Annotated in this window: 13 protein-coding genes; 5 read left to right on the top strand and 8 right to left on the bottom strand. The window is 33.5% G+C overall.

The window, feature by feature from the left end; genetic code table 11:
* Nucleotides 1-45: 45 nt before the first annotated feature.
* The 8 genes from fabG to BTR34_RS16875 all read right to left on the bottom strand — a co-directional run bounded on the left by fabG (nucleotide 46) and on the right by BTR34_RS16875 (nucleotide 7,945).
* Nucleotides 46-795: a 3-oxoacyl-[acyl-carrier-protein] reductase gene (gene fabG / locus BTR34_RS16910; RefSeq protein WP_068484912.1), complete on the bottom strand. Its 750-nt coding sequence runs from the start codon at nucleotides 793-795 to the stop codon at nucleotides 46-48.
* 106 nt (nucleotides 796-901) lie between these two features.
* On the bottom strand, nucleotides 902-1,774 hold the full coding sequence (sucD, locus tag BTR34_RS16905; protein WP_068484913.1) for a succinate--CoA ligase subunit alpha: 873 nt from the start codon (nucleotides 1,772-1,774) through the stop codon (nucleotides 902-904).
* A 73-nt stretch (nucleotides 1,775-1,847) separates the two neighbouring features.
* Nucleotides 1,848-2,783: a UDP-3-O-(3-hydroxymyristoyl)glucosamine N-acyltransferase gene (locus BTR34_RS16900; RefSeq protein ID WP_068484914.1), complete on the bottom strand. Its 936-nt coding sequence runs from the start codon at nucleotides 2,781-2,783 to the stop codon at nucleotides 1,848-1,850.
* Between the two features lie 38 nt (nucleotides 2,784-2,821).
* Entirely contained in the window at nucleotides 2,822-3,388 is a 567-nt protein-coding gene (efp, locus tag BTR34_RS16895) for an elongation factor P (RefSeq protein WP_068484915.1), read from the bottom strand.
* Nucleotides 3,389-3,485: 97 nt separating this feature from the next.
* Entirely contained in the window at nucleotides 3,486-4,271 is a 786-nt protein-coding gene (gene lpxA, locus BTR34_RS16890) for an acyl-ACP--UDP-N-acetylglucosamine O-acyltransferase (protein ID WP_068484916.1), read from the bottom strand.
* Between the two features lies 1 nt (nucleotide 4,272).
* Complete coding sequence (locus tag BTR34_RS16885) at nucleotides 4,273-5,673, bottom strand: bifunctional UDP-3-O-[3-hydroxymyristoyl] N-acetylglucosamine deacetylase/3-hydroxyacyl-ACP dehydratase (protein WP_068484917.1); 1,401 nt, start codon at nucleotides 5,671-5,673, stop codon at nucleotides 4,273-4,275.
* A 2-nt stretch (nucleotides 5,674-5,675) separates the two neighbouring features.
* Nucleotides 5,676-6,692 carry a UDP-3-O-(3-hydroxymyristoyl)glucosamine N-acyltransferase gene (gene lpxD / locus BTR34_RS16880; protein WP_068484918.1) on the bottom strand — a complete coding sequence of 339 codons (1,017 nt, stop codon included), beginning with the start codon at nucleotides 6,690-6,692 and terminating at the stop codon, nucleotides 5,676-5,678.
* Nucleotides 6,693-6,715: 23 nt separating this feature from the next.
* On the bottom strand, nucleotides 6,716-7,945 hold the full coding sequence (locus BTR34_RS16875) for an HD domain-containing protein (RefSeq protein ID WP_068484919.1): 1,230 nt from the start codon (nucleotides 7,943-7,945) through the stop codon (nucleotides 6,716-6,718).
* 86 nt (nucleotides 7,946-8,031) lie between these two features.
* Here BTR34_RS16875 and porX point away from each other — a divergent pair, with 86 nt between their 5' ends.
* The 5 genes from porX to BTR34_RS16855 all read left to right on the top strand — a co-directional run bounded on the left by porX (nucleotide 8,032) and on the right by BTR34_RS16855 (nucleotide 13,138).
* The gene (gene porX, locus BTR34_RS16870; RefSeq protein ID WP_068484920.1) at nucleotides 8,032-9,576 is read left to right on the top strand and encodes a T9SS response regulator signal transducer PorX; all 1,545 of its coding nucleotides are present in this window, start codon (nucleotides 8,032-8,034) and stop codon (nucleotides 9,574-9,576) included.
* Between the two features lie 733 nt (nucleotides 9,577-10,309).
* Nucleotides 10,310-10,723 (top strand): tRNA (adenosine(37)-N6)-threonylcarbamoyltransferase complex ATPase subunit type 1 TsaE, encoded by a 414-nt coding sequence (gene tsaE, locus BTR34_RS16865; RefSeq protein ID WP_068484921.1) that lies wholly within the window; start codon nucleotides 10,310-10,312, stop codon nucleotides 10,721-10,723.
* 225 nt (nucleotides 10,724-10,948) lie between these two features.
* Complete coding sequence (locus BTR34_RS19195) at nucleotides 10,949-11,080, top strand: hypothetical protein (protein WP_262493635.1); 132 nt, start codon at nucleotides 10,949-10,951, stop codon at nucleotides 11,078-11,080.
* A gap of 102 nt (nucleotides 11,081-11,182) precedes the next feature.
* Entirely contained in the window at nucleotides 11,183-11,842 is a 660-nt protein-coding gene (locus BTR34_RS16860; RefSeq protein ID WP_068484922.1) for a hypothetical protein, read from the top strand.
* Nucleotides 11,843-11,938: 96 nt separating this feature from the next.
* Nucleotides 11,939-13,138, top strand: coding sequence for an alanine dehydrogenase (locus tag BTR34_RS16855; RefSeq protein WP_068484923.1), 1,200 nt, complete (start codon nucleotides 11,939-11,941; stop codon nucleotides 13,136-13,138).
* Nucleotides 13,139-13,146 lie beyond the last annotated feature (8 nt).

Raw genomic sequence — 13,146 nt, 5'->3', positions numbered from 1 at the left:
AAAAAGGAACAGCATACTCCTGCTCCAAAGAAAATCTATTTTGACTTAGGTAAGCATACCACCGTCTACATTCAGCACCTGTCCCGTAACATAACTAGAAAGGTCCGAAGCAAAATATAGACATGCATTTGCAATATCTTCGGTAGAACCACCACGCTTTAATGGAATACCATCTCTCCATCCTTGTACCGTTTTTTCATCAAGCTTATCGGTCATTTCAGTTTCAATAAATCCAGGCGCAATGGCATTACATCTAATATTTCTTGAACCTAATTCAAGTGCTACAGACTTTGTGAAACCGATCATACCAGCTTTAGATGCAGCATAGTTAGTTTGTCCTGCATTACCCTTGACACCAACAACACTACTCATATTTATAATAGACCCACTACGTTGTTTTAATAAGGTACGTTGCACCGCTTTGGTCATATTAAAAACAGACTTTAAATTGATATCGATTACCGTATCAAAATCGGCCTCTGACATACGCATTAGCAGATTATCTTTTGTAATACCCGCATTATTGATCAACACATCAATTCGTCCTCCAAAATCCTCTAAAACTTTAGTAACCAATTCTTCAGCTTCCTGAAAACTAGCTGCATTACTTTTATAGGCCTTGGCATTAACGCCTTTAGCTTTTAATTCTTTTTCTAATTCAAGAGCAGGTGCTTCGCTAGAGCTATAAGTAAAAGCTACATTAGCTCCATGATCGGCAAAAATTTGAGCAATGCCCATACCTATTCCTCTACTTGCTCCTGTAATAATTACGTTTTTATCTTCTAATAATTTCATAAGTTCCCTATTTACTATCGTAGTTTACCAAATATACCTTTTGTTTAATTTATAGGCTAAAAAAAATCCCGCTATAAACGGGATTTTATATGAAAAATATGAGTTATTAACCCATTACCTCTTTTACTTTCAATCCAATTTCTGCTGGAGAATCAACAACATGAATTCCACATTCTCTCATAATACGCTTCTTGGCTTGTGCGGTATCATCGCTACCACCTACAATTGCACCTGCGTGACCCATTGTTCTACCTGCGGGAGCAGTTTCACCAGCGATAAAACCAACAACTGGTTTTTTACTTCCACTAGCTTTATACCACTGAGCTGCATCTGCTTCTAACTGTCCGCCGATTTCACCGATCATAACCACACATTTAGTTTCTGGGTCATTAATTAAAAGCTCTACAGCTTCTTTAGTAGTTGTTCCAATAATTGGATCGCCACCAATACCTATTGCAGTTGTAATACCTAACCCTTGGCGCACTACTTGATCAGCAGCCTCATAGGTAAGTGTACCCGACTTAGAAACGATACCTACATTTCCTTTTTTGAAAACAAAACCTGGCATAATACCAACCTTTGCTTCACCTGGAGTAATTACACCAGGACAGTTAGGACCAATTAAACGACAATCTCTATTCTTAATGTAGTTGGCAACTTTTACCATATCGGCAACAGGAATACCTTCTGTGATTGTAATAATAACTTTAATACCTGCTTCTGCAGCTTCCATAATTGCATCTGCAGCAAATGCTGGCGGAACAAAAATGATAGTAGTATCTGCACCCACTTTCTCAACAGATTCAGCAACCGTGTTAAAAACAGGTTTTCCTAAATGCTCCTGTCCGCCTTTACCCGGAGTAACACCACCTACGATATTAGTACCGTACTCAATCATCTGTCCGGCATGGAAAGTACCTTCACTACCCGTGAAACCTTGTACGATTATTTTTGAATCCTTATTTACTAATACGCTCATACTACTGTAGTTTTATTTTTTTTGATTAGAACAAAAATATAAGTTGTTAATGACTTTTATAGCATTCACGCCCTTATTTCTTATCCATTTTTTTAATTATTTCTGGAATTTTCTTGATATATGCCAATTGTTTCAGCTTTTCACGTGATTCTTCAATAGGAGTGCCAAAATAACTCCTACCTCCCTTCACAGATTTTGTTACTCCGGTTTGCCCCATAATAACGGCTTTAGAACCAATGGTTATTCCGCTATTGGTCCCAACTTGCCCCCAGAGTGTTACTTCATCTTCAATAATTACACAACCTGCAATACCCGTTTGCGAAGCTATTAAACATTTCTCGCCAATTACCGTATCGTGACCAACATGTACTTGGTTATCTAATTTGGTTCCGAATCCTATAGTCGTATCACCCGTAACTCCCCTATCAATGGTACAAAGAGCACCGATATCAACGTTATCTTTCAAAACGACCCTTCCGCCTGATATTAATTTATCAAAGCCTTCTGGACGTTTTTTATAATAAAATGCATCTGCACCTAAAACGGAACCCGCGTGTATGGTTACATTGTTGCCAATTATGCAATTATCATAAATTGATACATTGGAGTGTATGATACAATTATCTCCAATAACCACATTATTTCCTATGAACGAATTTGGTTGCACTACGGTATTTTTCCCAATTTGTGCTGTTGCAGCAATAGATTGACTACAAGGTACAAATGGTTGAAAAAATGTAGTAAGCTTATTAAAATCTTTGAAAGGATCATCCGAAAGTAACAAGGCCTTACCGTCTGGGCACGTTACCTTTTTGTTAATTAAGATGATACTAGCCTTTGATTGTAAAGCTTTATCATAATATTTAGGATGATCAACAAAAACAATATCCCCTTTCTCTACAACATGAATTTCGTTCATGCCAAGAACAGGGTAATCATCTTGACCTACATATTCGCAAGAGATGATATCAGCAATTTGTTTTAAAGAAAAAGTAGTCGGAAATTTCAATTGACCTTTAGATTCTAATTATTAAATATTAGTAAAAACTACTCCTTTACGCGTTCCATATAAGAACCAGTAGCAGTATCAATTTTTATTTTATCTCCTTCATTAATAAATAAAGGTACATTAACCTCTGCTCCTGTCTCTACAGTTGCTGGTTTTGTTGCATTAGTTGCCGTATTTCCCTTAACACCTGGTTCGGCATAGGTAACAGACAAAACAACACTTGCAGGCATATCTACAGACAATGGCATGCTATCTTCCGTATTAAAAAGAATCGTAACTATTTCACCCTCTTTTAATAAACCTGGAGCATCTAAAGAACTTTCTTGTAGCGTAATTTGATTATAATCATCCGTATTCATAAAATGATAGGTTTCACCTTCAGGATATAAATATTGGTACGAACGTGTTTCAACCCTTACATCATCAATTTTATGACCTGCCGAAAACGTATTATCCAAGACCTTACCATTGGTAACACTTCTTAATTTAGTACGAACAAAAGCAGGGCCTTTTCCTGGTTTTACATGTAAAAATTCAATTATTTTATAGATATCATTATTGTATCGAATACATAATCCTTTGCGTATATCTGATGTAGATGCCATTATTTTATATTGTATTATTCGTTGTTCGTTGTTCGTTGTTTGATTTTATTAAATGCTAATCACTTAATCTAAATACTAATTATTTACTACTTCCTATTCAGTTATTGCTGAAATATCCTTTCATGATACCACGTTGAGAATCACGAATAAACTGCAAAATTTCATCACGTTCTGGAGTTGCTTCCATTTCCGCTTCAATTATTTGTACAGCCTGTGTATTATTATAATTTTTTTGATAAAGAATACGATAAATGTTCTGAATCTCTCTAATTTTTTCGGATACAAATCCTCTTCTTCTTAAACCAACAGAATTTATACCTACATATGATAATGGCTCTCTTGCCGCCTTTACATAAGGGGGCACATCTTTTCTAACCAAAGAACCTCCTGTTACAAAAGCATGTTGACCAACAGAAACAAATTGATGTACCGCTACTAAGCCTGCAAGAATAACATTGTCCCCAATAGTAACATGACCAGCTAGGGTTGAGTTATTTGAAAAAATACAATTATCGCCAACTAAACAATCATGGGCAACATGACAATAAGCCATTATGAGGCAATTTTTGCCAATAACAGTTTTCATGCGATCCGATGTGCCTTTATGAATAGTTGCACACTCTCTAATAGTAGTATTATCACCAATAACAACAGTTGTATCCTCCCCATCATATTTTAAATCTTGCGGAGAAGCTGAAATCACAGCGCCAGGGAAAATATTGCAATTTTTACCTATGCGTGCACCTTCCATAATTGTTACATTAGAACCTATCCAAGTACCATCCCCAATTGTTACATTGTTGTGTATGGTTGTAAAAGGTTCTACTACAACATTTTTAGATATTTTAGCACCCGGATGTATATAAGCTAAAGGTTGATTCATTCTAAGTTCTTTTAACTATTTGAGCCATTAACTCTGCTTCGCTAACCAATTTATCATTAGCATAAGCGTATGCCTGCATGTGGCAAATACCTCTTCTAATAGGAGTAATTAGACTACAATGGAATATTAATGTATCTCCAGGCAGTACTTGTCTTTTAAATTTCACTTTATCTATTTTCATAAACAAGGTCAAATAATTCTCAGGATCCGGAACGGTACTTAAAACTAAAATACCACCCGTTTGTGCCATAGCTTCAACCTGTAATACACCAGGCATTACTGGAGCTCCAGGAAAGTGACCAGTGAAAAATGGTTCGTTCATAGTCACGTTTTTCATCCCAACAACATGTTCATCAGAAAGTTCAATAATACGGTCAATCAACAAAAATGGCGGTCTATGAGGAAGCATATCCATAATTTTATGAATATCCATCAGTGGAGGTAAACTTAAATCGTACTTTGGTACGTAGTTTCTCTTTTCTAATTTTATTATTTGGGCAAGTTTTTTTGCAAACTGATTATTAACATAATGTCCTGGTTTATTTGCAATAATTTTTCCACGTATACGCGTGCCTATTAAGGCTAAATCACCTATAACATCTAAAAGTTTATGTCTTGCTGCTTCGTTGGGTTGATGTAGAGTTAAGTTATCCAAAATTCCATTAGCTTTTACAGAAAGTTTCTTTTTATTAAAGGCCTTTTCTAATTTAAGCATAGTTGCTTCAGAAATTTCCTTGTCTACATATACGATCGCATTATTTAAATCTCCTCCTTTAATTAAACCGTTTTCCAAAAGCATTTCCAACTCATGAAGAAAACTAAACGTACGCGCATTAGAAATTTCAGCTTTAAAATCTGAAAGCTTATCTAAAGTTGCGTTTTGTGTTCCTAAAACTTTGGTGCCAAAATCTACCATGGTCATCACCTGATACTCATCTGAAGGGATAATGGTTATTTCGCTACCAGTTTTATCATCTTTAAATGATATTACTTCTTTAACGATATATTCATCCCTAATTGCATCTTGTTCAACAATTCCTGCCTTTTCCAAAACTTCAACAAAGAATTTTGAAGAACCATCCATAATTGGTGGCTCTGCGGCATTCAGCTCTATTAGTACATTGTCTATTTCTAGACCAACCAACGCTGCTAATACATGCTCCGAAGTTTGAATTTTTACACCATTCTTTTCTAAATTAGTACCTCTTTGTGTATTCACCACAAGGTTTGCATCAGCAGGTATAATAGGTTCGCCTTCTAAATCTACCCTTTTAAATGCATAGCCATGATTTTCACTAGCTGGTAAAAATTTTATAGTAACGTTACTTCCGGTATGCAGACCAACTCCCGTTAGACTTACCTCTTTACCAATTGTCCTTTGTTTGTTATTTGTTATACTCATCGTCAGTCTTTCTTTTCTAAGGTGTCGATTCTATTAATTATTTTCGATAAATTCTTAAAATGTACGTATGATTTGTTATAATCGCCATAATTTAATGCAGGTGATCCCTGTAGTACTTCGTGGCTTTTAACGTTTCTACCAATACCAGATTGTGCTTGTATTTTAACAAAATCCCCAATTACAATATGCCCAACAATACCAACTTGACCACCGATCATACAATGCTTACCAATTTTGGTTGAACCTGCAATTCCCGTTTGTGCAGCAATTACGGTATGTTCACCAATTTCTACATTATGCGCGATTTGTATTTGGTTATCGAGCTTTACTCCTTTTCTCAAAATAGTAGAACCTAAAGTTGCCCGGTCTATAGTTGTACCCGCGCCAACATCTACATTATCCTCTAAAATTACATTACCTGTTTGTGGCACTTTAGCAAACTCACCCTTATCATTAGGGGTAAATCCAAATCCGTCCGCACCTAAAACTACGCCACTATGGACCACACAGTTATCCCCGATTATGGTTTCGGAATATACTTTGGCACCGGCAAAAATAGTAACATTATCACCTATTTTTACATTATCGCCAATATAGACATTAGGATAAACCTTTACATTGTCCCCTAAAGAAACGTTATTACCTAAATACGAAAATGCACCAAGATAAACGTCCGTACCAAATGTTGCTGTATCCGATTTAAAAACAGGTTCTTCAATACCAACTTTATTGTTCTTAACCTGATTGTAATACTCTAATAACTTAGAAAATGATTTATAGGCATCTTCAACTTTTATTAAAGTTGTTTTAAGAATTTGTTCTGGAACAAAGCTTTTATTAACAATAGTTATAGAAGCGTTCGTAGTATATATAAATGAAGTATATTTTGGATTTGCCAAAAAAGTTAAAGAACCTTCTTCCCCCTCCTCGATTTTTGCAAGTTTATGTACTGCTATTTCTGGATTTCCATGAACTTCCCCTTCTAATATACCTGCAATCTGACCTGCTGTAAATTTCATGAGCGTAAAAGTAAGAAAAATAGTTATACCCCTTCTTTAGGGTAGCACATATAATATTTTGTCACCGTTTTAGAAAGCGCATTTAAATTAAGGTGATCAGATAACTTTGCCACATCGGTAATCTTGCCATTCTTCCTCAAGATATTAATGTTTTGATGTTCTCGGTCATATGCTTTATTCTTTAGCTCACCTTTAAACACAAAATACGAAGTTTCTTCATCGGTTAGTTTATATAACTTCTTAATTTTGGTAAACTTCGATTGAAATTTAGTTTCATTTATAGGTTCTTTTTTTACTTTAATATGAAGTAGCCTCCTATTAACAATCATTTTACAAAGGGATGATAAAACAAAATCGTTGCAATATTGCCATTCTTTTAAAGCGGCAAGAATATCAACATCATCAAGCTGTGCAAATTTTGCAAGGACTGCTTTATCAAAATTATTTTTATCTATATGATGCGTTAAAAAATAGCTTAAGGCATCACTACAATTTAAGATTTCTCCTTTTTCAAATAAGAATCTGGCCCTTTTTAAAATACAAATCAACAATCTTTCCGCTACCACCGCTGTTTTATGCAAATACACCTGCCAATACATAAACCTACGAGCCATAAGAAACTTCTCTACGGAGTAAATTCCTTTTTCTTCAATAACTAAATTACCATCCACCACGTTCAACATTGTAATTAAACGTTCAGCATTTGTATTACCCTCTGCTACACCTGTATAAAAACTATCCCTTTTTAGGTAATCTAAACGATCCATATCCAACTGACTTGAAACTAACTGGTTCAAGAACCTTTTTGGATGCTTACCAGTAAAAATAGATATGGCTACCGTTAAACTTCCGTTAAATCGCTCATTAAGTTCTTGCATAAACTGAAGCGATATAAACTCATGACTCACCCCTTCCACGATACTATGCTCCATGGCATGTGAGAAAGGTCCGTGGCCAATATCATGCAAAAGAATAGCACCAAGAAGTCCGTCTACCTCAGACTCAGAAATTTCAACACCCTTAAAACGAAGTACTTGTATAGCTTTTTGCATTAAATACATACAGCCTAAAGCATGATGAAAACGGGTATGATGTGCGCCAGGATAAACCAAATAAGATAATCCCATTTGAGATATTCTTCGAAGTCTTTGAAAATAAGAATCTTCGATTAGGTCGAAAACAAGGGTATTAGGTATGCGGATAAAACCATATATTGGGTCATTAAAGATTTTCAATTTGTTTGATGTCTTCAAGATAGTGTTGTCTTTTCTGTAATTAACATTTCAAAGTTATATAAAAGCATTAGGATAGAAATTGATTATCAGTAAATAATAATTCAATGAATAAGATAAAAATATTATGGGTAGATGATGAAATTGATTTACTTAAACCACATATCATTTTTTTAGAAACTAAAAATTATGAAGTAATTACCTGCATAAGTGGACAAGAAGCGCTCGAAGAATTAGCTAAAACTAGAGTAGATATTGTTTTTTTAGATGAAAATATGCCAGGTATATCTGGTTTAGAGACCCTTTCAGAAATTAAAGTTATTGATAGCTCGTTGCCTGTAGTTATGATTACAAAAAGTGAAGAAGAATTTATAATGGAAGAAGCCATAGGCTCTAAAATTGCAGATTATCTTATAAAGCCTGTAAATCCTAACCAGATATTACTTTCACTTAAAAAGAATTTAGATCATTCTAGATTAGTTTCAGAAAAGACGACAAGTAATTACCAACAAGAATTTAGAAAAATTGCCATGGATCTTTCCATGGTTAATAGCTACCAAGAATGGGTAGATTTGTATAAAAAGCTCATTTACTGGGAACTGCAATTAGAGGAAATTGAAGACAGCGGCATGTTCGAAATTTTGGAATCTCAAAAAACGGAAGCCAATCAACAATTTGGGAAATTTGTAGATAGAAACTATGCCGATTGGTTTACCGATGCTGATGCTCCCGTAATGTCGCATACACTTTTTAAAGAATGGATAGCCCCAGAAATTAAAGATCAAAAAACTTTACTAATTGTCGTGGATAATTTACGTTATGATCAATGGTATGCATTTGAAGACTCGGTAAACTCATTTTATAAAAAGAAAAAAGAAAATTCCTATTATAGTATTCTACCCACCGCTACCCAATACGCACGTAATGCGATTTTCTCCGGATTGACACCACTGGATATGGAAAAAAAATATCCTGACTGGTGGAAAAACGATACGGAAGAAGGTGGTAAAAACCTGTTTGAAGACAAATTTTTAGAAGAACAGTTAAAAAGACTTGGTCTTAATTTAAAATGGGAATACCATAAAATTAGTAGCCTAAAACAAGGCAAGCATTTAAGTCAAAATTTTAAGGCACAAAAAGATAATGACCTTACGGTAATAGTCTACAATTTTGTAGATATGTTATCACATTCTAAAACAGAAATGGAGGTAATTAAGGAACTGGCATCGAATGATAAATCGTACAGGTCATTAACCACTAGTTGGTTTAAAAATTCTCCTATGCTAGAGATTATTCAACAAGCACAATCTTTGGGGATGAAATTGATTATAACTACGGATCATGGAACTATAAATGTTAAGTCGCCTTCTAAGGTTGTAGGTGATCGCGATACAAGTTTAAATTTAAGATATAAAACAGGCAGAAGTTTAACCTATGAAAAGAATGATGTATTAGCAGCCAAGGACCCAAAGTCAATTTACCTCCCAAGTATAAATATGAGTAGCTCCTATATATTTGCTAAAAATGATTTGTTTTTTGCTTACCCAAATAACTACAACCATTATGTTAGTTATTACAGAAACACCTACCAACATGGTGGAATTTCTTTGGAAGAAATGATCATACCTTTTATAGTTTTGGAGCCTAAGTAGAAAATTGAATTGATAATGTGAAAATTCCTCTAATTTACTTGGAGGAATTCATCAAAATAAAATTCATTAATTAAACATTATGAATAAATCTTTACCCAACTCATAACCAATATAAAGGCAGCAAATTGTAATAAACATTGACCAAAATAACTATTCTAATCTTAATATATCTTTATTCTTCAACAGTATAAGTCTTTTAATTATTAATTATATGCTATAAATCTTTTCCTAAGATGTAACCCAATCTATACATAGTTACAGTTACACGCAAAATAGCAAAAACTAAGCTAAGAATTCCTCCATTAATTTCCCAATACTTCTTCATCTTTTAATTTAGTATTAGCTGCATTCAAAATCTAAGTTAATCTGGCGTGTTGCTTTAAAAAAATCATATAGATATTAACTAGTACTCTCAAATATTAAGAGGGTCAAAATTAAAATATAATGAAAAATTAGAAATTCTGATAATTGTATTACTCTAAGCTAAAAACAATTAGAAGCGTACCTATAAAAAAACAATGAGCAAGCAGCCAAGGACCCAAAATTCATTTATCTTTCAAGTATAAACATGAGTAACCCCAATCTATTTGCTAAAAATAACTAGTTTTTGCTTATCCAAATATCTACCACCCTTTTTTTAGTTAACACAGAAATACATATAAATATTGAGAAATATCTTTAGAAGAAATGATTATTCCTTTTGTAGTTTTGGAGCCTAAATAAACTTATAAATATGGAATTTATTTATGGATTAAATGAATTAAGAAAAATTTCCAAGGAGATTATTAAGAATTCAGCTAGTAATATCCTAGCGTTTTACGCACCTATGGGCGCAGGTAAAACCACTTTAATTAAAGCGTTGGTAAAAGAATTAGATGGGCAAGACAATGTTAGTAGCCCCACATTTGGTTTAGTAAATGAATATGCAAAAGCTAATGGCGAGTTATTGGGGTATCATTTTGATTTTTATAGACTTGAAGATGAAAATGAAGCTTTGGACATGGGGCTTGAAGATTATTTAAGCACAGATGCTTGGGTATTTATGGAATGGCCAGAGAAAATACCAAACCTAGTACCACCAGACGCTCAAATTATAATAATAGAAATTATAGATGCAAAAACTAGAAAATTAACCCTACAAAATTAGTTGTAAAATACAAACAAATAAGTAGTTTGTCTAATTGAGTAAAAAAGAGACATCATTTGTTATGCGTTTAAATTGTATTTTTTCGATGAAAAACATTTATATCGATAAAATGATTATAAAATCGGTTGAAATGCTCAATTTTAACGTTTAAATACATGCAATATCCCTAATATTTCTTAGGTTTGTATGAGAACTATTTCTTACAGAACCAAAAATCCCTTGAAAATGAAAAACAAGAGAACGTTTTTAGCATCTATCGCTTTAGGTGTATTTCTTTTAGCTTTAGCTGCACCGATTATCGATATCGATAATCAAAATCTTAATGTTGACAAGAAAGAGCTGACTAAAAGAATTTAACCATTATTTTTTTTAGAATTAAAGAGCAATTTTATTGCTCTTTTTTTATATATAATATTTACTATTTTAATTCGTTAGCATAGTGTAATATTATTATGTAAAATGATTAGTAAAGCAAAAAGAAAAAAAGCTAAAAAAAAGATTTTTCTAGAATCACTACTAGTATTTTTTATAGCAATTTCTCCTTTTTTATATAAAGTATATGATTATTTACCATATGATTCCAATGGAGATGTATCTATTTTAGGCATAATTATCGGAAATCATGGCTTTCCAAGTACGCAAACATTTCTTTGGTTTTTAACATCTAAAATTGTCCCTCTTTATTTAATGATTTTTTGGTTTTTAACATCTAGAGATTGGTGGTACCATATCATTATTATTCCAATTGCCATGTATGCATTTCAATTATTTGAAGTGTTTTACGACTCAGATGATTATATAGATACAGACAATATTTGGTGGTTAATCCCTATTTGTATGATAACCATTCCTATTGTTTACTTTATTAGAATAAAACTTTATGATAAGCATGTTCACGGTATTGATTTAGAAGCAATGGATGCGGAGCTAAAAGAGTTAAAAGACAAAAATATAAATCCTACTACTAAAAAATTCAATACGGCTTCGGAAGAAATTGAAGATTCGGAGATACCCTCTTTATCGGATGAATTGAATACTAAGCTATCTACCGGTAATATCGAAAATATATTAAAAGGAGTTCAAGAACGAATTCAAGGTTGGCTAAATTTTAAGTTTTAAAAGTATATCTTCGATAACAATAGTGTAAAATACATTTCTTTAAAAATTGTACATTTGAGTTTCAAGTCAAAGACTTGAATAACGTACATTTTAGCTATGAGCCAAGCCACCTCCCCATTTAGTAAACACCAATTACTTCCACAAGAAGAAACTTTAGAGGTTTTTAGACAAAAAGGAGAATTATTTATTGGTATACCTAAAGAAAACCAATATCAAGAAAAACGTATTTGTTTAACGCCCGATGCCGTTAATGCAATAACGTCGAATGGTCATCGTATTTTAATAGAATCTGGAGCTGGTGAGGGAGCTAATTATTCAGATTTAGATTATACACAAGCAGGTGGTGAAATTACAAAAGATACTAAAAAGGTATTCGCTTGTCCACTAATTTTAAAAGTAGAGCCTCCTACTTTAACAGAAATTGAATATATAAATCCGCAGACCGTAATTATTTCTGCGCTTCAGATAAAAACGCAATACAAAGCCTATTTTGAAGAATTAGCAAGAAAACGTATTACTGCTATAGCTTTTGAATACATAAGAGATGAAGAAGGCAAATACCCAGCTGTACGTTCGCTAAGTGAAATTGCTGGTATATCCTCTGTTTTAATTGCTGCCGAATTAATGGCCGCTAACAATAATGGTAACGGACTAATGTTCGGTAACATTAGTGGTGTTCCACCCGTAGAAGTTGTAATTATAGGTGCAGGTACAGTAGGCGAATTTGCAGCTAGATCAGCAATTGGTATTGGAGCCAACGTAAAGGTTTTTGACAATTCAATAACCAAACTTAGAAATATACAGACCAACTTAAAACAAACGGTTTATACATCTACCATACAACCAAAAAACCTTTTAAAAGCCCTTAAACGTTGCGATGTTGCCATTGGCGCAACAAGAGGAAAAGACAGATCGCCTGTAGTGGTCTCTAGTACCATGGTAGAACATATGAAAAAAGGTGCTGTAATTATCGATGTCAGTATAGATACTGGCGGTTGTTTTGAAACTAGTGAAATAACAGATCATAACAAGCCTACTAGGAAAAAGTACGATGTTATACATTACGGTGTTCCAAATATACCTTCTAGATATCCAAAAACCGCTTCAGTATCCATAAGTAATATTTTTACGCCCTATTTATTAAAAATTGGTGAAGATGGCGGACTTGAAAATTCGCTTCGTTTTGATAAAGGTTTACGTAACGGACTTTATATGTATCATGGTATTCTTACCAATAAATCTGTCGGTGAATGGTTCGATTTGCAGTATAGCGATATTAATTTCTTGATTTTTTAGATTACTAA

It is taken from the genome of Maribacter hydrothermalis (assembly GCF_001913155.1).
GTDB lineage: Bacteria > Bacteroidota > Bacteroidia > Flavobacteriales > Flavobacteriaceae > Maribacter > Maribacter hydrothermalis.
Note: the sequence above shows the minus strand (reverse complement) of the source record. Positions and strands in the feature narration are given on the sequence as shown.